The organism is Streptomyces sp. NPDC059355, from assembly GCF_042752335.1.
GTDB lineage: Bacteria > Actinomycetota > Actinomycetes > Streptomycetales > Streptomycetaceae > Streptomyces.
Genome location: NZ_JBHYXN010000038.1, coordinates 50,611 through 73,664, shown reverse-complemented (window position 1 = coordinate 73,664; position 23,054 = coordinate 50,611). Strand labels below are relative to the sequence as shown.

Sequence of the window (23,054 nt, the reverse complement as noted above, 5' to 3'; positions counted from 1 at the left end):
CCCGGCCGTGCGGGCTCAGACCGATTCGGCCGGGCCGCGGTCCCCCAGCTTGGACAGGTCCAGGACGTCCGCGCCCTCCGGCAGGGCCGTGTCGACGGGGGTGCCGAAGGCGGAGAAGAGGACCTCCCCGTTCTCGTCCCCCGTGACGGTGGACTTGAGGACGTACGGAGTGCCCTGGGTGGCTATGTAGTCGGTCTCCGTGCCCTCCTTGGCCGCCGTGACGACCGCCAGCGCCTGCTTGCCGTCGATGGTGACCGTTTCGCCCTTGCGGGCCAGCGGGTTGGGCCGGTCACCGCCGCCCGTCAGCTTGTCCAGATCGCAGATGTGGCCCATCGCGGCGGCCTTGGGGTCCGAGACCGGCATCTTCAGCCAGCGGTCGGCGAGCATCGTGACCATCGCGTCCGTCTGCCTCTTGGGCGCGTGCTCCTTCGCGGCCGTGCCGCGCCAGTAGGCGGCGTCGCCCTTGAAGTGGATCAGCTCGGGGGACTTGATGAGGTCCACCTTGCCCATCCCGTCGTACCGGATCGCGCCGTTGCAGCTGCCCTTCTTGTCGAGGGAGAGCTCGAACTCGACCGGGCTGCCGTCGTCGCGCATCTTCGCGACGACACGGGCCGATTCGACCTTGCGCATCGCCTCGTGCGACTGGCTCAGGATCTCGGCGCCCGACAGGTCCGCGAGCATGCCGGTGCCCTTGCCCGCCCCCTTGCCCTTCGCGGCCGGTGCGGGCGTGGCCCCGGCCGACGCCGACGCGGCGGCGCGGGCCGCCCGGCCGATGTCGGCGGCCTTGCTCCCGCCGACCGGCGCGCAGGCCGTCGTCAGTCCGAACAAGGCCGTCGTGGTCAGCACCGACACGCCGATGGTCCGGCTTCGCATGTGGATTCCCCCCTGGAACAACAACTCGACTGCCGAGGGTAGTCGCCGCCGGTCAGGGGGCATCCTCGATTTCCGTGCGCCCCTCGCGGCCCCCGTCCGCCGGGAGGTGTGCGGCGACCCTGCAACGGTTGCGCACATCCCCTCACTGGCGGCCGGAAACGCTGTATACGCTCAGACCCGAAACTTCGTCGACACGGTCCGTCAGGAGCAGCGATGCACGGCCCCGGCCTCCCGCCGCAGCAAGGCCCCCAGCCCAGTACCGGGGGAGTCGTGGCACTGCGCGTGCTGTTCGCCCTGCTGCCCGTCCTGAGCTGCGGCTTCCTGGGCTGGGGCACGATGCTGCGGCTCGCGGTCGTCACCCGCAAACCCCGGGACTGGTGGCTGCTGGCCGTCAACTGCGTGCTCACCGTCGCCTGGGTCGCGCTGATCGGCGCCGACCCGACGCCCCGGACCGACGGCTGGCAGGGCAATACGGGCGCCTTCGGTGTCATCATCACCGGGTTCCTGACCTGCGTGTACTTCCTCGTCGCCGACATCCAGCACCACGCGGCCCGGGCGGCGGCCCCGACGGCCTCCTGGTACCCGGCGCAGCCCGCACCGTACGTACCGCCGCAGCAGCACCCGCAGCGCCCGGCGTACGGGTATCCGCCGGCGCATCAGCAGCAGCATCAGCAGCAGACGCCCACGCCCACCCCCACACCGACCCCGGCTCCGGCCCCCGGCCCGGCCACCCCGCCGCGCATCGGGCAGGTGCGCGCCGAGCTCGACGAGCTGAGCGAACTGCTGCGCAAGCAGACGCCGCACCCGAACCCCCATCCCCACCCGCGAGCCCCCGGCAACGACGGTGAGGGCCCGGCCCGGTGACGGACGACGACCGGATCATCGGCGAGCGCTACCGGCTGGCCTCCATCCTGGGACAGGGCGGCATGGGCCAGGTCTGGACGGCGTACGACCAGCGGCTGGACCGCCGCGTCGCCGTCAAGCTGCTGCGCCCCGACAAGGTGGCCGGCCCCGGCTCCGTCGCCGACGAGCTGCGCCGCCGCTTCGTGCGCGAGTGCCGGGTCACGGCGCAGGTGGACCACCCGGGCCTGGTCACGGTCCACGACGCGGGCAGCGACGGCGACGAGCTGTTCCTCGTCATGGGCTACGTCGAGGGCACCGACCTCGCCGACCACCTCGCGCAGCACGCCCCGTACCCCTGGCCGTGGGCGGTCGCCGTGGTCGCGCAGCTGTGCGGGGTGCTGTCGGCGGTGCACGCGGTGCCGATCGTGCACCGCGACCTGAAGCCGCGCAACGTCATGATCCGCCCGGACGGCACCGTGCTGGTCCTAGACCTCGGCGTCGCCTCGGTGATGGACACCGACACCACCCGCCTCACCAGCACCGGCACCCCGATCGGCAGCCCGGCGTACATGGCGCCCGAGCAGGCGATGGGCGGCGCCGTCGGCCCGTACACCGACCTCTACGCCCTCGGCGTGCTGCTGTACGAACTCCTCAGCGGCAACGTCCCCTTCGCCGGGTCCACCGCCCTCGGCGTCCTGCACCGCCACCTGTACGAGCCGCCGGTCCCGGTGCGCCGGCTGCGTCCGGAGGTCCCGCACCAGCTGGAGGCGGTCCTGCTGCACCTCCTGGCGAAGGACCCGCAGGACCGCCCGGCCTCCGCACAGCACGTGTACGAGTCCCTGACCTCGCTGCTGCCCAAGCAGGGCACCCCGGCCGGCGCGCTCGACCCGACCCGCCCCTTCCTGCGCCCGCAGGCCCCCTGGCCTGACCGCGCCGCCACCATCCCGCCGCAGCCGACCTCCCCGCCCACGCCGACGCCGCCCAAGCCGGACATCCCGGCCGCGGTGGACGAGGCCCGCAGCCTCCTGGAGCAGGGCCGCCTCACCCAGGCCGTGGACATCCTCGGCGGGATCCTGCCGGCCGCGGCGGCCGAGCACGGCGAGCACTCCACGGTGGTCCGCTCCCTGCGCAAGCAGTACGCGGCCACACTGATGGACGACGGCCAGTACCGGCGCGCCCTGCCCGAACTGCGCCGCCTCGCGGACGAGTTCCCGGCGGGCGACCCCCAGTCCCTGCGCTTTCGCTACGACGCGGCGCAGTGCCTGGAACAGCTCGACGCGCCGGGGGCGGCCCTGGCCGAATACCGCACACTGCTCCCGCTGTTCGAGAACCACTACGCGAACCCGGACCCGGGGCTCCCGCTGGAGGTCCGGCGCCGGATAGCGCACCTGCTGCTCTCCCTGGGCGACCGGCCGGCGGCCCACGAGACCCTGGCCCGCCTGCTGTTCGACGCGGATCGCGTCCACGGCCCGAACCACCCCTTCTCGGCGGAGGTTCGCCGCACGCTCCAATGGCTCAGCCAGGTCCGCTGAGCCAGGTCCGCCGAGCCAGATCCGCCGGCCAGGTGGGCCGGGCCGGGTCCGCCGGGGCGCCCCGGCCTCAGGCCCCGGCCGGGACGAGCTCCGCGGGCGCGCCGGCCTCCGGGCCGCCCGGAGGCGCGGTCCTGCCGGTCCGGGGCCTGCGGCGGCGCTCCGCCAGGAGCAGCCCGGCCAGGACGAGCAGGGACGTCCCCGCGGCCGCCGTCCCCGGGACGAGGCCCGGGGGCCGGAAGGAGCAGGTGATGCCGGTGGTGGCGGGGGTCAGCGGGACGGAGACCAGGCCCAGGTAGGGCGTGGCCGGCCGGCCGTTGCAGGTCCAGCCCGCGATCGCCGGGGAGGAGAGGACCGCCGTGCCCGCGGTGCCCGCCGGGACCCCGGCGCTGACGGTCGAGGAGCCTACGCGCAGCCCCGTCGGCGCGGTCGCCCGCAGGGCGGCGACCGCCGGGTCCAGACGGGCCCGGTCCAGGCAGGACAGGGCCCAGCGCGGCGGCGCCGGTGCGTCGAAGACCAGCGCCGAGGAGCCGCCCCGGGAGGCACCGAGCGGCTGGAGGGCCGCCCGGTTGCGGGGGGCGTTGCCGTTCAGGCGGAAGGCGCGGCCGTCCGCGAGGCGGGCCGTCGCGTTGTACTCCGGGGCCCACAGATAGGCCTCCGTGCCCGCGCGGCACACCCCGGGCGCGACGGGGTCCTCGTACACCCTGGCGCCCAGCAGCAGCTCCTGGTTGGCGAACGGGGGCCCGTCGAACGCCCCGTACGAGGGCGCGGGCCCCGGCGGGCGGACCGTGAGCAGCGGCGGGACGACCCGCGCGCGGCCGACCGTGCCGTCGGGCCGCAGGCGGGCGCCGACCGCGAAGACCGCGTCCGTCACCGGGTTGTCGATGCTCTGCACGTTGCGCCCGCGTGAGGTCCAGCCGGCGCCGAGGGCCACCATCGTGCGCGTGAACACGTCCGGGGTGTGGCTGCTGTAGTACGCGCCGCCCTCCCCGCCCAGCAGCAGCGGATCGTTGCCCGTCAGTGCCGGGCGGCTCGGGTCCGTGCGGTACGCGGGCCAGCCCTCGGCGCCCGCCAGCGCCTCGGAGCGCGCCGTGTGCGCCGCGCCCCACGAGGGGTAGTCGTCCAGCCCGCCGAGCTTGCCCTGGTGCCCGAACGCCGTCGTCGCGGCCGCCTGCCCGATGAGTACGAGCGCCAGCACCCCGACCGCCGGGAGCGCCGGCCTGCGGTGGCGCAGGGACCACCAGGCCACCGCAGCCACGGCCGACCCGCCGCAGAACAGCGCGAGGCCCCAGGCCGTGGCCAGCGGGCTGCCGCTGGCCGCCGCGGCCGCCGCGGCCAGCACCGCGGCCCCCGCCGCCAGCGCCCGCGGCTTCGGCAGCCCGGCCGCCAGCCCGGTCCACGCGGCGATCACGGCGACCCCGGCCAGCACGAACGTCTGCCGGTACGGGCTCCCGTTCGGGGTTGCGAAGACGTGCCAGGCCAGGTGGGTCGGCGTCCACTGGAAGGAGATCAGCACGGCCGCCGTCAGCCCCGTCCACCACAGGCGGGTGCGCACCGGCAGCGCACCGTGGAACGGCAGGGCCGCCACCAGCAGCAGCGTCCCCGTGCCCACGAACAGCGCCGGTGAGGAGAAGGAGTACGTCGCGGGCAGGAGCCGCGCGAACAGGTCCGGCCAGGACACCGGGTCGAACCGCCGTGTCCACCCCGGGTACGCCTGCTTCGAGCTCAGGAACAGCGGGAGCAGCACCGGCGCGGACACCGCGATGCCCAGCAGGGTCGTTCCGGCGCACCGGACGAGCACGGTCAGCCGTTCCCGTACGCCCTCGCGCGTCAGCACCACCCGTACCAGGAGCACGAGCGCCGCGCCCAGCGTCGCCATGTAGGCGGTGTAGAAGTTCGCCGTCCAGCAGAGCGCCACCACGAGGACGGCGGCGCCGAGCCGGCGGCTCCGCAGCGCCCATTCACCCGTCAGACACAGGAGCGGGAACGCGATCAGCCCGTCCAGCCACATCGGGTTGTAGGAGGCCTCGATCACCGACCAGCCGCACAGTGCGTACGAGGCCCCCAGCAGGCCCGCCCCCCACCACGGCCCGCGGCGCTGCGTGCGCAGCAGCCAGGCCGTCGCCGCCGCGGCCGCCGCCATCTTGACCACCGTCACCACGTACACCGCGAGGTCGATGTCCTCGCGCGGGAAGAGGGCGACGAGCACGGCGAAAGGGCTGGAGAGGTAGGTGCCGAAGTCGGGCAGGAAGCTCGTGCCGAAGCCGGACTGCCAGTTGAACAGCAGCCCGCCCTCCGCCCGCCCGTGCAGGAGGTCCCACAGGTGGGCGTGGAAGGGGACGAACTGGTTGCCGAGGTCGTTGATGCTGCGGTGGCGGTGTCCGTACGGGAACACGCGGGCGACCGCGTCCCCGGCGCAGACGGCCACCACCGCGATCAGGGCGGCGAGGGCCGAGCCGCGCAGGCTCAGGCGGCGCGGCGAGCGGTGCGGTGTCGACATGGTGGGCCGACTCTGGCACCGCCGGTGGACGGGAGGGTGGCCGCCGAGTGGCTGTGACATCAACAGACACGTACCCCAACACCCCGGGAATCGTTGGTCGAACCGGTGGCTCGGATCAGCTTGACTGCATACCATCGATCACCGCACGGCCCTTGTGCACCGACGCACAATCTCCCGGCCCTGGAGGCTCCTTTGCACCGTCGCACTGCGCTCTCCGTCTCCGCCGCCCTGCTCGTGGCGGCCCCCCTGCTGTCCGCCTGCTCGGGCCAGGCCCGGCCCGGCACCGCGGCCGTCGTGGGCGGCGAACGCATCACCACCTCCGCGCTCCAGGCCCAGGTCAACGACGTCCGCGCGGCACAGAACGAGACCGGCTCCACCGCGGCCCAGCTGATCCAGTCCTCGCCCGGCCTGGAGCGCGTCAAGCTCAACAAGATGATCCAGACCGTCGTGCTGGAGCGCGCCGCGAAGGACGCCGGCGTGAGCGTCAGCGAGAAGGAGGTCCAGGACTTCCGCAAGGCGCAGCTGGAGAAGGCGGGCGGAGCTGAGAAGCTGACCGCGGCGGCCCTGGAGCAGGCCCAGCTGGCGCCCGGGCAGCTCGACGCCGACGCCCGGTTCAAGCTGCTGCGCGACAAGCTCTTCGACCACTACGGCAGCCAGGACAAGGCCGTCGAGAAGCTGGCGTCCGCCGCGAAGACCCTGCACATCGAGGTGAACCCGCGCTACGGCGTCTGGGACGCGCAGCAGATCGTGCTCGGCGACCAGGACACCCCCTGGATCGTCCAGCGGACCCGGCCCGAGCAGGCCCCCGCCGGAGCCTGAGCCACCCGTCCGGGGGTAGGTTCGGAGGGTGAACGACCACGCCGCCGAACCCGCCCCCGCCGTGCCCGTCCCGGCCCCGGCCCCCCTGGCCGGCCCCGACGCCACGGCCGCCGGCCGGATCGTCCTGCTGACCGCGAGCCACCGGGTCGCCCCCGGCCTGCTGTCCTGGCCGGCCTGGCAGGTCCTGCACGCCGCGGACCGGGTGCTGTGCGCCGACCCGGGCCATCCGCAGCTGCCGTACCTGCGCGAGGCGGGAGTCGAGGTCGCGCACGAGAGCCCGGACGCGCAGGCGCTGGTCGAGGCTTGCGCCGGCGGCCGCACGGTCGTGGTGGTCCCGTCCGGCGAGGGCGACCGGCGGCTCACCGACGGACTGGCCCGGCTCGCCGGCTCCGGCCGTGTCGACATGCCCGACCTCGAACTGCTGCCCGGCTCGTACGATCTGCCCGGCGCCCGCCTGCTCGATCTCGTCCAGGTGATGGACCGGGTCCGCCGCGAATGCCCCTGGACCTCGCGCCAGACCCACGAGGGACTGGTCAAGTACGCCATCGAGGAGTCGTACGAACTCGTCGAGGCCATCGAGGAGGGGGACCGGGAGGCGTTGCGCGAGGAGCTCGGCGACGTACTCCTGCAGGTGGTCTTCCACGCACGGATCGCCGAGGAGCATCCGGAAGAGCCGTTCTCCATCGACGACGTGGCCGGCGGCCTCGTCGAGAAGCTGATCCACCGGCACCCGCACGTCTTCGGGGACGCGGACGCGCAGACCCCGGAGGACGTCAACGAGCACTGGCAGCGCACCAAGGCGGTCGAGAAGCAGCGGGAGTCGGTCACCGACGGGATCCCGCTGGGCCAGCCCGGACTCGCGCTCGCGGCCAAGCTCGCCGGCCGGGTCCGTACGGGCGGCGTGGCCGTGGGGCTGCCCCGCGGCGAGGGCATCGGGTACGAGCTGCTGGAACTGGCGGCGCGTGCCGAGGCGGCGGGCATCGACCCCGAGACCGCGCTGCGCGCGGCGGCCCGCGTCTACCGGGACGCGATCCGAGCCGCCGAGGGCGTCGGCGCGGCGGACACCCACTGACCTCCGGCGGTCCTACCGGGGCGCGCGGCCCGACGGGTTGTGCCAGTGCGGCTCGGGGCGGCCGAGGAACCACTCGCCGAAGCCGAGGGGCCGGCCGCCCGGGCCGTGGCCGGTGCCCGCGGCGGGCAGCGAGTCGTGGAAGATCCTGCCCGGCAGGGCGCCCAGCTCCTTCAGCACCCGCACGGTCTGCTCGACGAACGGCGGCGGCCCGCTGAGATAGACGTCCTGCTCGGGCCACATGGCCCGGTGGCCGAGAGCGGTCGCGAGCCGCCCGGTGGCCTGGTCGCGGTGGAGCCCGGGGGCGGGCGTGATGTAGGTGACGCCGAGCCGGCCGAAGGAGGCGGCGTACTCGTCGATCAGCGGGCGGTCGTACAGGTGCGCCGGGTCCCGGGCGACGACGAAGAGCCGTACGTCCCGATCGGGAGGCTCCCCGGCGAGCTCCTCCACCATGGCCCGGATCGGCGCCCAGCCGGTGCCCGCCGCGATGAGGCTGACGGGCCGGTCGGCGCGGCGCAGCGTCAGCTGCCCGCCGGCCGCGCCGAGCCGCAGCACCTCGCCGGGCCGGGCCTCGCGGACCAGGGCGGTGCTGAGCCGGCCGCCCTCGATACGGCTGACGTGCAGGTCGAGGGTGCCGTCCGGGCGCGGGGCGTTCCCGATGGAGTACGTGCGCCAGACCCTCGGGACCCGCTCGCAGCTCACGCTCGCGTACTGGCCGGGGAGATGGGGGAAGGGGGCGTGCGGGCGCAGGGTCAGCACCGCTATGTCCTCCCCGTACTGGAGGTGGCGCACGATCTCGGCGTCCCACCACGGCGGGTCCTCGCTCGCGGCGGCCCCGGCCGTCATGGCGTCGGCGATCATCTGGTACGCCTCGGACCAGGCCTTCTCCACGGTCGGGGTCCAGGTCTCGCCGCAGGTCCGGGCGAGCGCGGCGAGGAGGCTGGCGCCGAGGGCCGCGTAGTGCTCGGGGCCGGCGAGGAACTTGCGGTGGTCGCGGCCGAGGTCGTGGAGATAGGGGAGCAGGCTCTCGTCGTCGTCGAGGCGGGCGACCACGTGGGTCAGCGCGGCGAAGAGCCGGTCTCGCTGGCGTTCCATGTCCTCGGCGGAGGCCGGGAAGAGCTCGCGGATCCCGGGGTTGTGCCAGAAGAGGTGGGAGTAGAAGTACTTGACCGCGTGCTCGGCCCTTCTCTCGACCACCGCGAAGCTGCTCTTCAAGATCCTCACATCCACAAGACCGAAAGTAGGAACGCCGGGGAACGTGAGGTCAAGGGATGGCGGATCTGCGGACAGCCGCGGCGAACCACCCATATGGGATGGCGGCGGGCGCGCGGGATACGGTCAGCGGGTGCATGAGCCGACCCCCGCAGCCCCCGCAGCCCCCGAAGACGGCACCCCTCCCCAGGGCCCGACCCTGTTCGACTGGGAGTTCGCCACCGATCCGTACCCGGCGTACGCCTGGCTGCGCGAGCACTCCCCGGTGCACCGCACCAAGCTGCCGAGCGGGGTCGAGGCCTGGCTGGTCACCCGGTACGCGGACGCCCGCCAGGCCCTCGCCGACCAGCGGCTCAGCAAGAATCCGGCGCACCACGCGGAGCCGGCGCACGCCAAGGGCAAGACCGGCATCCCGGGGGAGCGCAAGGCGGAGCTGATGACGCATCTGCTCAACATCGACCCGCCGGACCACACGCGGCTGCGGCGGCTGGTGTCGAAGGCGTTCACCCCGCGCAGAGTGGCCGAGTTCACCCCGCGGGTGCAGGAACTGACCGACCACCTCATCGAGCAGTTCGCGAGCCGGGGGGAAGCGGACCTCATCCACGAATTCGCCTTCCCGCTCCCCATCTACGCCATCTGCGAGATGCTCGGCGTACCGCGCGAGGACCAGGACGACTTCCGCGACTGGGCCGGGATGATGATCCGGCACGGCGGCGGTCCGCGCGGCGGGGTCGCCCGCTCCGTGAAGCAGATGCGGACCTATCTCGGCGAACTCATCCACCGCAAACGGGATGATCTGGGCAATGACCTGATTTCGGACCTGATCCGCGCGAGCGACCACGGTGACCACCTGACGGAGGCCGAGGCCACCGCGATGGCCTTCATCCTGCTGTTCGCCGGATTCGAGACGACGGTCAACCTCATCGGCAACGGCGTCCACTCCCTCTTCATGAACCCCGATCAGCGCACCCGCCTCCAGGACTCCCTCGCCGCCGGCGAGAGCGGCCTGCTGGAGACCGGCATCGAGGAGCTGCTGCGCTACGACGGGCCCGTCGAGCTGGCCACCTGGCGGTTCGCCACCGAGCCGCTGACCCTCGGCGGCCAGGACGTCGCGGCCGGCGATCCCGTGCTCGTCGTCCTCGCCGCGGCCGACCGGGACCCCGAGCGGTTCGCCGATCCGGACACCCTCGACCTCTCCCGTACCGACAACCAGCACCTCGGATACGGGCACGGAATCCACTACTGCCTGGGTGCTCCGCTCGCACGACTTGAGGGACAGACGGCGCTTGCGACTTTGCTGACGCGTCTGCCGGATCTGGAACTCGCTGTTCCGCCCAACGAGCTTCGCTGGCGCGGGGGTCTGATCATGCGTGGCCTGCGCACCCTTCCCGTGAAGTTCACAGCCCGAAACCCCTGAACGTCAGCTGACCGCAAGTCAGCCCCCGTCAAGAGTTGTTACTCGCGTGCTAAGAAGGCTAGGTTCTGCCGTTACCCAGTCGTTATGCGAAAGGTGCAGCTCATGCGTTCCGGGAACGGCCGCCACAGACGCCCCCGCCAGGTACCCGCGATAGTCGTCACCGCCGGAGTCACCGGTTCCGCGTTGGCCCTGCCGCTGCTCGCCGCCACCGGCGCGAGCGCAGCCGAGACCTCCACGTGGGACAAGGTCGCCGAGTGCGAGAGCGGCGGCTCCTGGAGCGCCAACTCCGGCAGCGGGTCCTACGGCGGACTTTCGTTCACGCAGGAGGAGTGGAAGGCCTCGGGCGGCCTGGAGTTCGCCGAGCGCCCCGACCTCGCCAGCCGTTCGCAGCAGATCGCCGTCGCCGAGCGCGTGCTGGGCACCCGGGGCGCCCAGGCGTTCGGGCACTGCTCGGAGTCGGCCGGACTGACCCAGCAGGGCCCCGCGGCGACCGTGGACCCGGGCCTGCCCGGCACGCTCGCCCCGATCGCTCCGAGCGCCTCGCGCCCCGACGACTCGGTCCCGGCCGGCGGTTCCGGCGCGAAGGCGCACGACTTCGGCGCCCCCACCCCGGCTCCGGCCCCGGTCTTCACGCTTCCGCCGGCGCCGCTCGCGCCCAGCAGCGGACTGCCCGTCATGCCCGACCCGGACGTGCCGTCCACCTCGCCGACCGCCCCGGTGCTCCCGGGCACCCCCGGCGACCCGACGACCCCGGGCACCCCGACCGCGCCCGCCGACCCGACGGCCCCGGGGAACCCGACCGCGCCCGGCACCCCGACGGACCCGACCGCTCCCACCGCCCCCGCGGCCCCGGGCACCCCGGGTGCCACCACCGACCCGGCGGGCATCCCGGACCCCTCCGGCACCGGTAAGCACCGCGGTACGGCCGCTCTTGAGGCGCCCGTCACCTCTCGCGCGGCGTCGGATCCCTCGTACACGGTCCAGGCGGGCGACAGTCTGGCGACCATCGCCTCCGCCAAGGGGGTCAAGGGCGGCTGGAACGCGCTCTACCAGGCCAACGAGCAGGTCATCGGCAAGGACGCCAATCTGATCACGCCTGGTCAAAATCTGGATCTAAGTTAAAAACAGCGGCACTTCGGACACCCGGAAAGGGCTGAATGTCCGTTATCTGCAAGTGAGACATGTGTCTCTTCCGGTCAACTGGCGTGTCCCGCCTGGAGCCTTCTGCAAACCCCGCCCTCACCTGCGCAAATGCACGTAAGGAGGGCGCAAGTAGGGGCCGTTTCTCCCCGGTGTTCCTCGTTGAACATCGGGGAGAGACCTGTCTACCTTCTGAGTCGCCCGCCACCGCGGGCTCCTTCGACCGCATCGCCGAATCCTGCCGGCGGACGGAGGGAACAGTCGTCGCGTCAAGCGCCGAAGGCAGGAGCGGGGGAACCAAGGTAGGTGCCGGGACCGGCCGTTGAGAGACGGCAAGGAAACGGCTAGGGGTTAAGTCGTGCGCCACGTCGCACGGCCGGGCACTCATCAGCCCGAACCCGACAGCTCACCTCGTAGGCGTCGGTGAGGAGAACTCCATGCTGAATTCCGGCAAGGGCAAGCACCGCCGCGCCTCCAAGGCCGTTCGCATCGTCACGCTCGCCGGTGTCACCGGTGTCGTCGTCGCCGCCCCCCTGATGGCGGCCGGCTCGGCCTCCGCCGCCACCGCGGGCGAGTGGGACCGCGTCGCGCAGTGCGAGTCCGGCGGCAACTGGTCCATCAACACGGGCAACGGCTACTACGGCGGCCTGCAGTTCTCGTCCTCGACGTGGGCCGCGTACGGCGGCAAGGCGTACGCCGCGCAGGCCAACCAGGCCTCCAAGTCGCAGCAGATAGCCATCGCCGAGAAGGTCCTCAAGGGCCAGGGCAAGGGCGCGTGGCCGTCCTGCGGCGTCGGCCTCTCCAACTCCTCTTACACCGGCGGTGGTACGACCGACACCCCGAAGAAGACGGAGACGAAGACCGAGACCAAGAAGACCCAGCCGAAGAAGACCGAGCCGAAGAAGGAGACCAAGCGCGAGACCCCCGCGCCGGTCACCCGCTCCGAGCGCGCCGAGGCCGCCCCGGCCGTGAAGACCGGCAACGGCTCGTACGAGGTCAAGCCCGGCGACACCCTGGGCACCATCGCCGAGGCCAACGGCGTCAAGGGTGGCTGGGAGAAGCTCTTCGAGCTCAACAAGGACATCGTCTCGGACGCCGACCTGATCTTCCCGGGTCAGAAGCTGAAGCTCAGCTGAATCCTGCAGTGACAACCGCGGCCGCCCGAGCGGCGCCGCGGCAGCCCGACCGCCCGGCGCGTCTTCCCCTCACGCGCCGGGCGGCGGCGTTTGTGCCGGTGGTCGAGATCCCTATGTACCGGAAGACGGGTATTCGGGCCCTTTTTCGTCCCAGGGGGCGGGCGGTCGGCCGGCCCAGTGCCCGGAGCCGGTTAGGCTCTAGGCGGCGGGGCCATCCCACGGCCCGACATGCCACCGCACACCCAGCGTCACATCCCAGAAGGAGATGCTCGTGCCGTCCATCGACGTCGTCGTAGCCCGGGAAATCCTGGACTCCCGAGGCAACCCCACGGTCGAGGTCGAGGTGGGCCTCGACGATGGCAGCACCGGCCGTGCTGCAGTTCCGTCCGGCGCCTCCACCGGTGCCTTCGAGGCCGTTGAGCTCCGCGACGGTGACCCCAACCGTTACATGGGCAAGGGTGTCGAGAAGGCCGTCCTCGCCGTCATCGAGCAGCTCGGCCCGGAGCTCGTCGGCTACGACGCCACCGAGCAGCGCCTGATCGACCAGGCCATGATCGACCTGGACGCCACCGAGAACAAGGGCTCCCTCGGCGCCAACGCCATCCTCGGCGTCTCCCTGGCCGTCGCGCACGCCGCGTCCGAGGCCTCGGACCTCCCGCTCTTCCGCTACCTCGGCGGCCCGAACGCGCACCTGCTGCCCGTTCCGATGATGAACATCCTCAACGGCGGGTCGCACGCAGACTCCAACGTGGACATCCAGGAGTTCATGATCGCCCCGATCGGCGCGGAGTCCTTCTCCGAGGCCCTTCGCTGGGGTGCCGAGGTCTACCACACCCTCAAGAAGGTCCTGCACACCAAGGGCCTCTCCACCGGTCTCGGTGACGAGGGCGGCTTCGCGCCGAACCTGGAGTCCAACCGCGCCGCGCTCGACCTCATCGTCGAGGCCATCAAGCAGGCCGGCTACGTCCCGGGCAAGGACATCGCGCTCGCGCTCGACGTCGCCGCGTCCGAGTTCTACAAGGACGGCAAGTACGAGTTCGAGGGCCAGTCCCGCTCGGCCGCCGAGATGACCGAGTACTACGAGGAGCTCGTCTCCGCGTACCCGCTCGTCTCCATCGAGGACCCGCTGTTCGAGGACGACTGGGCCGGCTGGAAGACCATCACCGACCGCATCGGCTCCAAGGTGCAGATCGTCGGCGACGACCTCTTCGTCACCAACCCGGAGCGCCTGGCCCGCGGCATCGAGGAGGGCTCCGCCAACGCCCTGCTCGTGAAGGTGAACCAGATCGGTTCGCTGACCGAGACCCTCGACGCCGTCGAGATGGCCCAGCGCAACGGCTTCAAGTGCATGATGTCGCACCGCTCCGGCGAGACCGAGGACGTCACCATCGCCGACCTCGCCGTCGCCGTGAACTGCGGCCAGATCAAGACCGGCGCCCCGGCCCGCTCGGACCGCGTCGCCAAGTACAACCAGCTGCTGCGCATCGAGGAGATCCTCGACGACGCCGCCGTGTACGCGGGCCGCTCCGCCTTCCCGCGCTTCAAGGGCTAATCACGGCAGGCCCTCCGGGGCTGGCCTCCGTACGTCCCCGCACTCGGTCCCGTACCGTGTGCGGGGACGTATTGCGTAGCGCGCACCACGCACCCAGGGACAGAGGGACACAGGGGAGGCGGGATCAATGGCCGGGAACCGGGATCGGTTCTCCACCTTCTCCACCGCGACCAGGCTCAAGCAGCTCGGCGAGCGGACCGCCGCCCACGTCTACCGTTCGCAGACACGCCGTCAGGTCCGCCGCAGCCGGCTCACCGGCCGCGCCGCGCTCCTGGTGCTCGTCCTCTGTACGCTGGTCGTCGCCCTCGCGTATCCGATGCGCCAGTACGTCTCACAGCGCTCGGAGATCGCGGAGCAGCGGAAGGCCGCCGAGGCCGCGAGCCGGCGCCTCGAACGCCTCCGCGACGAGAAGGCCCGCTGGCAGGACAACGCGTACGCGGAGCAGCAGGCGCGCAAGCACCTGCACTTCGTCCGCCCGGGCGAGATCAGCTACATCATGACCGACCCCGGGGCCGGGGCCGCCGAGCGGCACCGCACCGGAACGGCCGGATCCGACCGGCCCTGGTACTCGAACGTCTGGGACGGCGTCGACAAGGCCGACCGCCCCGGCGAGTGACGAGTACCCGCACCCATCCACGAGAACGAAGAGACTTCCTCCAGGCATGCAGACGCCCCCGCCCCAGACCGACCGGACCGAGCCGACCGACGCGGACATCGAGGCGTTCGAGCAGCAGCTCGGCCGCCCGCCGCGCGGGCTGCGCGCCATCGCCCACCGCTGCCCCTGCGGTCAGCCGGACGTGGTGGAGACCGCCCCGCGCCTCCCCGACGGCACGCCCTTCCCGACGACGTACTACCTCACCTGCCCGCGCGCGGCCTCCGCGATCGGCACGCTCGAGGCCAACGGCGTGATGAAGGAGATGCAGGCCCGGCTCGCCGAGGACCCCGAGCTCGCCGCCGCGTACCAGGCAGCGCACGAGGACTACATCCGGCGCCGCGACTCCATCGAGGTGCTCCAGGGCTTCCCGAGCGCCGGCGGGATGCCGGACCGGGTGAAGTGCCTGCACGTGCTCGTCGGCCACTCTCTGGCCGCCGGCCCGGGCGTGAACCCGTTCGGCGACGAGGCGCTGGCGATGCTGCCGGAGTGGTGGGCCAAGGGCGCCTGCGTCACGCCGTGCGCGCAGAAGGCGGAGCAGAAGGAGTCGCAGGCGTGACCCGCGTCGCGGCCGTCGACTGCGGTACGAACTCCATCCGCCTGCTCGTCGCCGACTGCGACCCGGCCACCGGCGAGCTGGTCGAGCTGGACCGGCGGATGACGATCGTCCGCCTTGGCCAGGGCGTGGACAAGACGGGCCGGCTGGCCCCGGAGGCGCTGGAGCGCACCTTCGCGGCCTGCCGCGAGTACGCGGAGGTCGTCAAGGAGCTGGGCGCGGAGCGCCTGCGCTTCGTGGCGACCTCGGCCTCGCGCGACGCCGAGAACCGCGAGGAGTTCGTCCAGGGTGTCCTCGGAATCCTGGGCGTCGAGCCCGAGGTGATCTCCGGCGACCAGGAGGCGGAGTTCTCCTTCGTCGGCGCCACCAAGGAGCTGACGGGCACCACCCACATGGAGCAGCCCTTCCTGGTGGTGGACATCGGCGGCGGCTCGACCGAGTTCGTGGTCGGCGAGGAGCACGTACGGGCGGCCCGCTCGGTCGACGTGGGCTGCGTCCGGATGACCGAGCGCCACCTGGTGGTCGACGGGACGGTCACCGACCCGCCCACCGCGGAGCAGATCGCGGCCATACGGGCCGACATCGAGGCGGCGCTGGACCTGGTCGAGCAGACGGTCCCGCTGACCGAGGCGCGCACCCTGGTGGGCCTGGCCGGCTCGGTGACCACGGTCGCCGGGATCGCCCTCGGGCTGCCGGAGTACATCTCCTCCGAGATCCACCACGCCCGGATCCCGTACGAGCAGGTCCGCGAGATCACCGACCGCATGCTGACCTCGGTGCACGCCGAGCGCGCGGCGATCCCGGTCCTCCACCCGGGCCGGGTGGACGTGATCGGCGCGGGCACCCTGGTCCTCCTCGCCATCATGGAGCGCACCGGAGCCCGGGAGGTCGTCGTCTCGGAACACGACATCCTCGACGGGATCGCGATCAAGACCGCAGAAGAGGTCGAGGCCGACAACCAGGGTTCTGGCCTGACGAATCGCTGAACGGTGGTGCTCCGGTCGGCTGACCGGAGCACCACCGCTGTGCCGGACTCAGATGTTGCGGTAGACGTCGCGCCGGTCGCCGACCTTGACGACGAGGATGACCAGCTCGCCGTCCAGGACCTGATAGGCGATCCGGTAACTGCCCACCCGGAGTCTGTAGAGGCCGGACGGTCCGGCGAGCTTCTTGATGTCGGCGTCCTCGCGGTACGGATCGTCTCCCAGTGCGGTCAGTGCGGCGAGGATGCGCATCGCGGCCGGCCTGTCGATGGCCCGGAGCTGCCGTTGCGCCGCGACGGTGAACCGGAACGCGTACTTCACGCCGCGCCGTCACCCCGTTCACTGAACAGGTCGGCCAGCAGCTCGGCCATGGTCACGGTCGGACCGCCTTCGGCGAGCACGGCCTGCGCCTCGCGTGCGAGCAGTTCGTCGGCCGCATCTTCGAGCGCGTTGAAGTCCGCGATGGGAACCAGGGCGGCCACCGGGGCGCCGTTACGGGTGATTACGGTCGGAGCGCCCTGCTCTGCCCGATTGATGTGGTCCGCGAGATGGGCACGGGCTTCGCGCACGGTCACAGCGTTCTCACTCATGACAGCAGTGTACGCGTCCACGTGTACACGTGCCGGTACGGGCACGTATCGGTGCGGGTTCACCGCACATGCTGGACGGCATCGCCTGGTCCATCGCCTGACGGAGGGCTGTTTCGAAGGTCGTCGAGGGCCTTCGGAGGGCTTTCGGAGGTCCTTACGGGGGCCTTAGGTCCCCTCCTCCACAGAAAGTTCGTGAAGTTCTTCACAAGGAAAAGAGGCCCGATGGGCCGCGGGAAGGGTCCTTGGGGGCGCTCCGCGGGCCATCGGGCCTTTTTTGTCCGAGCGTTCGTGCGAAACGGGGGCGCCGTCCCACCCCGCCGGTAGGTATCCACCAACCCGGTGGTCTACTCCGCTTGCGGGCCTGGAGGCCAGTTCGGGACGGGTGAACAACGAATCCTGTTACACCCTGGTTCCCGTATCGCGCCATGACCTCCGTCACGTGGGCCGCGCAGTGTAGCAGAGGCCCTCCGTCACCTTGTGAAGGGGCTCACGAGCGTCACCCCTGTGGGTGCTGGATACTCGTTCCATGAGCACCACGGAGCGTCCCAGGATCCTCGTTGTAGGAGGTGGGTACGTAGGCCTGTACGCGGCCAAGCGGATCATGAAGAAGATGCGCTATGGCGAGGCGACCGTCACGGTCGTCGACCCGCGGTCGTACATGACCTACCAGCCCTTCCTCCCCGAAGTGGCCGCAGGCAGCATCTCGCCTCGGCACGTCGTCGTCCCGCTGCGACGCGTGCTGCCCAAGGCAGAGGTTCTCACCGGCCGGGTCACCAGCATCGACCAGGACCGCAAGGTCGCCGTCGTCACGCCGCTCGTCGGCGAGGCGTACGAGCTGCCCTTCGACTACCTGGTGATCGCGCTCGGCGCCGTCTCCCGCACCTTCCCGATCCCCGGCCTCGCCGAACAGGGCATCGGTATGAAGGGCGTCGAAGAGGGCATCGGCCTGCGCAACCACGTCCTCGAGCAGCTCGACAAGGCCGAGTCCACGACGGACGAGAACGTCCGCCGCAAGGCCCTCACCTTCGTCTTCGTCGGCGGCGGCTTCGCCGGTGCCGAGACGATCGGCGAGGTCGAGGACATGGCCCGCGACGCCGCGAAGTACTACACCACCATCAAGCGCGAGGACATGCGCTTCATCCTGGTGGACGCGGCCGACAAGATCCTCCCCGAGGTCGGGCCCAAGCTCGGCACCTGGGGCAAGGAGCACCTCGAGTCCCGCGGCATCGAGATCTACCTCAACACCTCGATGGACTCCTGCGTGGACGGCCACGTGGTGCTGAAGAACGGCCTCGAGGTCGACTCCGACACCCTCGTGTGGACCGCCGGCGTCAAGCCCAACCCGGTGCTGGCCCGCTACGGCCTGCCGCTGGGCCCGCGCGGCCACGTCGACACCGCCCCGACCCTCCAGGTCCAGGGCACCGACTACATCTGGGCCGCGGGCGACAACGCCCAGGTCCCGGACGTCGCCGCCCGCAAGGCCGGCGTCGAGAACGCCTGGTGCCCGCCGAACGCCCAGCACGCGCTGCGCCAGGCCAAGGTCCTCGGCGACAACGTCATCTCGGGCATGCGGGGCTTCCCGCAGGCCGAGTACTCGCACTCCAACAAGGGTGCGGTGGCGGGCCTCGGCCTCCACAAGGGCGTCGCGATGATCGTCATGGGCAAGACGAAGATCAAGCTCAAGGGCCGGCTCGCCTGGTACATGCACCGTGGCTACCACGGCATGGCCATGCCGACCTGGAACCGCAAGATCCGCGTCTTCGCCGACTGGACCCTCGCCATGTTCCTCAAGCGCGAGGTCGTCTCCCTCGGTGCGCTGGAGACCCCGCGCGAGGAGTTCTACGAGGCCGCCAAGCCGGCGCCGGCTCCGGCCGCCGCCGCTGCCCCGGCCGCCAAGGCCAAGGCCTCCTGACCCGGGCCTGACCGGCAACACCTCCAGCACGTCCCCGAAGGGGCCGCCCGCCATCCGTGGTGCGGGCGGCCCCTTCGGCGTGCCCCCGTCCTGTCGGCATGCCCCTGTTCGGGTTCGTCGTAGGCCTGTTCGGAGTGTCGTCCGATTGAGGCCCGCCCGAAATGGGTAGGCCGATCGGTCGGATCATTACCGGAGGTGCCTACGATGACCGAAGCCGCGCCGCGGCTGGCCGCTCTTGCCGAGACCCTGCTGGGCGCCCCCCTGCCCGTCCGGATTCGCGCCTGGGACGGCAGCGAGGCCGGGCCGCCCGCCGGACCCACCCTGGTGCTGGCCAACCGGCGCGCCCTGCGCCGCGTGCTGTGGCGGCCGGGTGAACTGGGCCTGGCCCGGGCCTGGGTCGCAGGGGAGCTGACCGTGGAGGGCGACCTCTTCGAACTGCTGGACCGGGTTGCCGGGCTGCTCTGGGAGCGCGGGCCCGCCACCGTCCCCGAGACCCCGCCGGCCCTGCACCGCGCGGGCCTCGGCAAGCTCGGCGCCCTGCGCGCCCAGCTTCCGCAGCTGCCGGAGCGGGCCGCGGCGGCCGCCGGGACCGCCGCGCTGCTGCGCGACCCGGCCGCCCGGGCCGCCCTGCGCGACCTCGTCGCCCTGGCCCGGCCGTGGCCGGCGCCCGCACCGCCGCCCGAGGAGGCCCCCCGCCGCGGCGGCCCGACGCACACCAGGGCCCGGGACCGCCAGGCGATCAGTCACCACTACGACGTCGGCAACGAGTTCTACGAGCGCGTCCTGGGTCCCTCGATGGTGTACTCCTGCGCCTACTGGAGTCCCGGCTCCACCCTGGAGGAGGCCCAGCGGGACAAACTCGACCTGGTCTGCCGGAAGCTGGGCCTGCGGCCCGGCGAGCGCCTCCTCGACGTCGGCTGCGGCTGGGGCTCCATGGCCTTGCACGCCGCCCGGGAGTACGGGGTCCGCGTCACCGGCATCACCCTCTCGCGGGAGCAGGCCGTGTACGCCCGCAAGCGGGCCGCGGAGGAGGGACTGGCCGACCGGCTCGACATCCGGATCCAGGACTACCGGGACGTCAAGGACGGTCCGTACGACGCCGTTTCGTCCATCGGCATGGCCGAGCACGTCGGCGCGGAGCGCTACCGCGAGTACGCCCGCACCCTGCACGCCCTGCTGGGGCCCGGCGGCCGCCTGCTGAACCACCAGATCGCGCGCCCGCCGGAGCCGGACGAAGAGGCGCACCGGATCGACGAGTTCATCGACGCGTACGTGTTCCCCGACGGCGAACTCCTCCCGCTGGGCGCGACGGTGGGCGAGCTGGAGCGGGCCGGGTTCGAGGTCCGCGACGTGGAGGCGCTGCGCGAGCACTACGCGCTGACCCTGCGGGCCTGGGTGGCGCGGCTGGAGGACCGCTGGGAGGAGGCCGTACGGCTGACCTCGCCGGGGCGGGCCCGGGTCTGGCGGCTGTACATGGCGGCCTCGGCGCTGGGCTTCGAGCACGGCCGGCTCGGCGTCAACCAGGTCCTCGCGGTGAAGTCCGCGGCGGCCGGGCGCTCGGGGCTGCCGCTGCGGCTGCGCACCTGGGGGGCGTGAGCCCGTACGACACGGAAGGGCCCCGGGGCACACGCCCCGGGGCCCTTCCGTGTCCCTGCCGTGAAACGCGGCGCCTACTCGGTCTTGATGGCGGTGAGCATGTTCAGCCGGGCCGCGCTGCGGGCGGGCCACATGGCCGCCAGGACGCCGACCACGCCGGCGAGCAGGAGGAAGATGCCGATCCGGTCCCACGGGAGGACCAGGGCGTAGTTCGGGACCCCCTTGGCGATGGTGGTGCCCACCGCCCAGGCGAGGAAGATGCCGATCCCGACACCGAGCACCGCGCCGAAGAGCGAGATGACCACGGCTTCCAGGCGGATCATGTTCTTGACCCGGCTGCGGTCGAGGCCGATCGCCCGCAGCATGCCGATCTCCTGGGTCCGCTCGAAGACGGACATCGCCAGGGTGTTGACCACGCCGAGCACCGAGATGATCAGGGCCATGCCGAGCAGCCCGTACATGATGTTCAGCATCGTGTTGATGATGCCGCCCATCTCGTTGCGCATGTCCTCCTGGGTGGCGACCTTGATCGCCGGGTTCTTGCCCAGGGCGTCGACGACCGTCTGCTGCGCGGCCTTCGAGGCGCCGTCGGTGGTGTTGACGTACACCTCGCGGATGTACTGCTCCTCGCTGTGCGAGCTGAGGATCTTGTTGTCGAGCACGTACGGGGAGAGCAGGCCCTCGAGGTCCTTGTAGACGGCGCCGACCTTGAGCGTGCCCTTCTGGCCGTCGTCGTACTGGACTTCGAGCGCGGACCCGACGGAGAGGTTCTGCTTCTTCGCGGTCGTCTCGGCGACGGCCACCTCGCCCTTGGCGAGGCTGTCCATCGAGCCGCTGAGGGTGTCGATGTTCAGCATCTGGCCGATGGCAGAGGGAGTGACGCCGGAGGCGGAGCGGAACTGGCCGCCGATCCTCAGGTAGCCGTCGGCCTGGGGGGAGACCGCCTTGATGCCGGGGGCCTTGGCCAGCGTCTCGGCGACCGACTTGTCCAGGCTCATGCCCTCGGCGGCCATGGAGACCTTGTAGTCGGCCTTCAGCTTGTCCGTGCTCATCTTGTCGACGGCCGTGCCCATGGTGATGCCGAGCACCGACAGGGTGGTGACCAGGGTCAGGCCGATCGACAGGGAGGCGGCGGTGACGGCGGTGCGGCGCGGGTTGCGCACGGCGTTCTGCGCGGCCAGCTTGCCGGGGATGCCGAAGACCTTCTCCAGCGCGGGGCGCACGGCCCCGATGACCGGCTTGGAGAGCAGCGGCAGCACCACGATCAGGCCGATGAGCATGAAGAACGCGCCGGCGCCGAGGGTCAGGCGGCCGTTCTCACCGCCCATGGACACGCCGAGCAGGACCAGGCCGATGCCGCCGAGGCTGATGACCGAGCCAAGCACGTTCCGTACGACCAGGGACTTCGCGGTGGCCGGGAGGTGGGCGCTGCCCATGGCGGCGACCGGGGCGATCCGGCCGGTGCGCCAGGCGGGCAGGAGGGCGGCGAGGGTGGTGACGAGGACGCCGATGACCACGGCCGCGATGACGGTGCCCGGGGCGATCACGAGGTCGCCCGCCGGGAGCTTGGCGCCGAAGGCCTCGATCGCGGAGCGCATGGCGACCGCCAGGCCGGTGCCGGTGACCAGGCCGACGACGGCGGAGACGACGCCGACGACCAGTGCCTCGGTGAGGACCGAGCGCATGACCTGGCCGCGGTTGGCGCCGACGGCGCGCAGCAGGGCCAGTTCCTTGGTGCGCTGGGTGACCAGCATGGTGAAGGTGTTGTAGATCAGGAAGATGCCGACGAAGAGCGCGATGCCGGCGAACGCGAGCAGCATCTGGTTCATGTTGGTCATGCCCCGCTCGACGTCCTTCGCCTGCTCGGCGGCGAGGGCGGTGCCGGTCTGGGCCTTGGTGTGCTTGGAGTCCAGCAGCGGCTTGATGTCGGTCAGCAGCTGGTCGGCGGAGGTTCCGGCCTTGGCGGCGACGGACAGTTCCTCGTAGTAGCCGGGCTTGAGGTACAGCTCCTGGGCGACGGGGGTGTCGAAGAGGACCAGGCTGCCGCCGGCGCTGACCGCGCCGTCCTCGGTGGTGAAGACGCCGGAGAGGATGTACTCCTTCACCGGGCCGTTGGTGGCGACGCGGACCTTGTCGCCGACCTTGTACTTGCCGGTGGCGGCGGTCGCCTTGTCGAGGGCGACCTGGTCGGCCTTGGCCGGGCCGGTGCCCTCGGTGAAGGTGTAGCGCGGGTCCTTGCCGTCCTTGACAGGGGCGTAGTTGGAGCCCTTGTTGGACCAGCCGGAGCCGATCAGCTCGCCCTTCTCGTCACCGACGCCGGCGAAGCCGGAGACGCGGCCGGAGACGGAGTCGACGCCCTTGACGGCCTTGACCTTGTCGAGGGTCTGCTGGCTGAGGCCGACCTCGCCCTCGCGCTGGCCGTCATCGGCCCGGCCCTGGCCGTACGAGGTCACGGAGACGGCGACGCCGTCGTAGCTCTTGGCGGACTGGCTGGAGAGGGCCTTGCTGAGGGTGTCGGTGAAAACGAGGGTGCCGGAGACGAAGGCGACGCCGAGGACGACGGCGAGCACCGTCATCAGCAGCCTGGCCTTGTGCGCGAGCACGTTGCGCAGCGCGGTACGGAACATGGTGGAGGAGTCCAGGTGGTAAGGGGTCAGCGGGGACGGGGAGGGAAC

At 71.9% G+C, this 23,054-nt stretch carries 19 protein-coding genes and 1 riboswitch; of the genes, 13 read left to right on the top strand and 6 right to left on the bottom strand.

What is annotated here, in order from left to right; genetic code table 11:
• Positions 1 to 15 precede the first annotated feature (15 nt).
• Complete coding sequence (locus tag ACFXGI_RS29310; RefSeq protein ID WP_384712872.1) at positions 16 to 873, bottom strand: hypothetical protein; 858 nt, start codon at positions 871 to 873, stop codon at positions 16 to 18.
• 270 nt (positions 874 to 1,143) lie between these two features.
• On the opposite strand from ACFXGI_RS29310, the gene ACFXGI_RS29305 reads away from it, so the two are divergent.
• Positions 1,144 to 1,737: a hypothetical protein gene (locus ACFXGI_RS29305; RefSeq protein WP_384712869.1), complete on the top strand. Its 594-nt coding sequence runs from the start codon at positions 1,144 to 1,146 to the stop codon at positions 1,735 to 1,737.
• Positions 1,734 to 3,248 carry a protein kinase gene (locus ACFXGI_RS29300; RefSeq protein ID WP_384712866.1) on the top strand — a complete coding sequence of 505 codons (1,515 nt, stop codon included), beginning with the start codon at positions 1,734 to 1,736 and terminating at the stop codon, positions 3,246 to 3,248. Before ACFXGI_RS29305 ends, ACFXGI_RS29300 begins: the two co-directional genes overlap by 4 nt.
• A gap of 67 nt (positions 3,249 to 3,315) precedes the next feature.
• On the opposite strand, the gene ACFXGI_RS29295 is transcribed toward ACFXGI_RS29300, so the two are convergent.
• Entirely contained in the window at positions 3,316 to 5,745 is a 2,430-nt protein-coding gene (locus tag ACFXGI_RS29295) for a YfhO family protein (RefSeq protein ID WP_384712863.1), read from the bottom strand.
• Positions 5,746 to 5,937: 192 nt separating this feature from the next.
• Between ACFXGI_RS29295 and ACFXGI_RS29290 the strand changes: the two genes are divergently transcribed.
• Positions 5,938 to 6,564 (top strand): SurA N-terminal domain-containing protein, encoded by a 627-nt coding sequence (locus ACFXGI_RS29290; RefSeq protein WP_030865876.1) that lies wholly within the window; start codon positions 5,938 to 5,940, stop codon positions 6,562 to 6,564.
• Positions 6,565 to 6,625: 61 nt separating this feature from the next.
• Positions 6,626 to 7,636 (top strand): nucleoside triphosphate pyrophosphohydrolase, encoded by a 1,011-nt coding sequence (locus ACFXGI_RS29285; protein WP_384712905.1) that lies wholly within the window; start codon positions 6,626 to 6,628, stop codon positions 7,634 to 7,636.
• Between the two features lie 12 nt (positions 7,637 to 7,648).
• Here the strand turns inward: ACFXGI_RS29285 and ACFXGI_RS29280 are convergent, their stop codons facing one another.
• Positions 7,649 to 8,857: a globin domain-containing protein gene (locus ACFXGI_RS29280; protein WP_384712859.1), complete on the bottom strand. Its 1,209-nt coding sequence runs from the start codon at positions 8,855 to 8,857 to the stop codon at positions 7,649 to 7,651.
• 121 nt (positions 8,858 to 8,978) lie between these two features.
• On the opposite strand from ACFXGI_RS29280, the gene ACFXGI_RS29275 reads away from it, so the two are divergent.
• The 7 genes from ACFXGI_RS29275 to ACFXGI_RS29245 all read left to right on the top strand — a co-directional run bounded on the left by ACFXGI_RS29275 (position 8,979) and on the right by ACFXGI_RS29245 (position 16,284).
• Complete coding sequence (locus ACFXGI_RS29275) at positions 8,979 to 10,262, top strand: cytochrome P450 (protein ID WP_384712856.1); 1,284 nt, start codon at positions 8,979 to 8,981, stop codon at positions 10,260 to 10,262.
• 102 nt (positions 10,263 to 10,364) lie between these two features.
• A complete protein-coding gene (locus ACFXGI_RS29270; protein ID WP_384712853.1) occupies positions 10,365 to 11,384 on the top strand; it encodes a transglycosylase family protein in 1,020 nt (339 codons plus the stop codon).
• A 282-nt stretch (positions 11,385 to 11,666) separates the two neighbouring features.
• Positions 11,667 to 11,837: riboswitch (cyclic di-AMP (ydaO/yuaA leader) on the top strand.
• Positions 11,838 to 11,839: 2 nt separating this feature from the next.
• Positions 11,840 to 12,538, top strand: coding sequence for a transglycosylase family protein (locus ACFXGI_RS29265; protein WP_384712850.1), 699 nt, complete (start codon positions 11,840 to 11,842; stop codon positions 12,536 to 12,538).
• A gap of 265 nt (positions 12,539 to 12,803) precedes the next feature.
• Positions 12,804 to 14,090, top strand: a complete 1,287-nt coding sequence (gene eno, locus ACFXGI_RS29260) for a phosphopyruvate hydratase (RefSeq protein WP_384712847.1) — start codon at positions 12,804 to 12,806, stop codon at positions 14,088 to 14,090.
• Positions 14,091 to 14,217: 127 nt separating this feature from the next.
• Positions 14,218 to 14,706: a septum formation initiator family protein gene (locus tag ACFXGI_RS29255; RefSeq protein WP_384712844.1), complete on the top strand. Its 489-nt coding sequence runs from the start codon at positions 14,218 to 14,220 to the stop codon at positions 14,704 to 14,706.
• A 46-nt stretch (positions 14,707 to 14,752) separates the two neighbouring features.
• Positions 14,753 to 15,301: a DUF501 domain-containing protein gene (locus ACFXGI_RS29250; RefSeq protein WP_384712841.1), complete on the top strand. Its 549-nt coding sequence runs from the start codon at positions 14,753 to 14,755 to the stop codon at positions 15,299 to 15,301.
• Positions 15,298 to 16,284 (top strand): exopolyphosphatase, encoded by a 987-nt coding sequence (locus ACFXGI_RS29245; protein WP_384712838.1) that lies wholly within the window; start codon positions 15,298 to 15,300, stop codon positions 16,282 to 16,284. The genes ACFXGI_RS29250 and ACFXGI_RS29245 overlap by 4 nt, the downstream gene beginning before the upstream one ends.
• A 48-nt stretch (positions 16,285 to 16,332) precedes the next feature.
• Here the strand turns inward: ACFXGI_RS29245 and ACFXGI_RS29240 are convergent, their stop codons facing one another.
• Entirely contained in the window at positions 16,333 to 16,602 is a 270-nt protein-coding gene (locus ACFXGI_RS29240) for a type II toxin-antitoxin system RelE/ParE family toxin (RefSeq protein WP_384712835.1), read from the bottom strand.
• Positions 16,599 to 16,871, bottom strand: coding sequence for a type II toxin-antitoxin system Phd/YefM family antitoxin (locus ACFXGI_RS29235; RefSeq protein ID WP_384712832.1), 273 nt, complete (start codon positions 16,869 to 16,871; stop codon positions 16,599 to 16,601). Before ACFXGI_RS29235 ends, ACFXGI_RS29240 begins: the two co-directional genes overlap by 4 nt.
• A gap of 526 nt (positions 16,872 to 17,397) precedes the next feature.
• Between ACFXGI_RS29235 and ACFXGI_RS29230 the strand changes: the two genes are divergently transcribed.
• Both ACFXGI_RS29230 and ACFXGI_RS29225 read left to right on the top strand, forming a co-directional pair.
• Complete coding sequence (locus ACFXGI_RS29230; protein ID WP_030865901.1) at positions 17,398 to 18,783, top strand: NAD(P)/FAD-dependent oxidoreductase; 1,386 nt, start codon at positions 17,398 to 17,400, stop codon at positions 18,781 to 18,783.
• Positions 18,784 to 18,987: 204 nt separating this feature from the next.
• On the top strand, positions 18,988 to 20,379 hold the full coding sequence (locus tag ACFXGI_RS29225; RefSeq protein ID WP_384712829.1) for a class I SAM-dependent methyltransferase: 1,392 nt from the start codon (positions 18,988 to 18,990) through the stop codon (positions 20,377 to 20,379).
• 74 nt (positions 20,380 to 20,453) lie between these two features.
• Here ACFXGI_RS29225 and ACFXGI_RS29220 read toward each other — a convergent pair whose 3' ends face one another.
• Positions 20,454 to 23,006: an ABC transporter permease gene (locus ACFXGI_RS29220; RefSeq protein ID WP_384712826.1), complete on the bottom strand. Its 2,553-nt coding sequence runs from the start codon at positions 23,004 to 23,006 to the stop codon at positions 20,454 to 20,456.
• Positions 23,007 to 23,054: the final 48 nt, after the last annotated feature.

Coding starts and splice junctions, on each gene's coding strand:
- ACFXGI_RS29310 (WP_384712872.1), bottom strand. CDS start 873: ATGCGAAGCCGGACCATCGGCGTGTCGGTGCTGACCACGACGGCCTTG.
- ACFXGI_RS29295 (WP_384712863.1), bottom strand. CDS start 5,745: ATGTCGACACCGCACCGCTCGCCGCGCCGCCTGAGCCTGCGCGGCTCG.
- ACFXGI_RS29270 (WP_384712853.1), top strand. CDS start 10,365: ATGCGTTCCGGGAACGGCCGCCACAGACGCCCCCGCCAGGTACCCGCG.
- ACFXGI_RS29265 (WP_384712850.1), top strand. CDS start 11,840: ATGCTGAATTCCGGCAAGGGCAAGCACCGCCGCGCCTCCAAGGCCGTT.
- eno (WP_384712847.1), top strand. CDS start 12,804: ATGCTCGTGCCGTCCATCGACGTCGTCGTAGCCCGGGAAATCCTGGAC.
- ACFXGI_RS29255 (WP_384712844.1), top strand. CDS start 14,218: ATGGCCGGGAACCGGGATCGGTTCTCCACCTTCTCCACCGCGACCAGG.
- ACFXGI_RS29250 (WP_384712841.1), top strand. CDS start 14,753: ATGCAGACGCCCCCGCCCCAGACCGACCGGACCGAGCCGACCGACGCG.
- ACFXGI_RS29235 (WP_384712832.1), bottom strand. CDS start 16,871: ATGAGTGAGAACGCTGTGACCGTGCGCGAAGCCCGTGCCCATCTCGCG.
- ACFXGI_RS29230 (WP_030865901.1), top strand. CDS start 17,398: ATGAGCACCACGGAGCGTCCCAGGATCCTCGTTGTAGGAGGTGGGTAC.
- ACFXGI_RS29225 (WP_384712829.1), top strand. CDS start 18,988: ATGACCGAAGCCGCGCCGCGGCTGGCCGCTCTTGCCGAGACCCTGCTG.
- ACFXGI_RS29220 (WP_384712826.1), bottom strand. CDS start 23,006: ATGTTCCGTACCGCGCTGCGCAACGTGCTCGCGCACAAGGCCAGGCTG.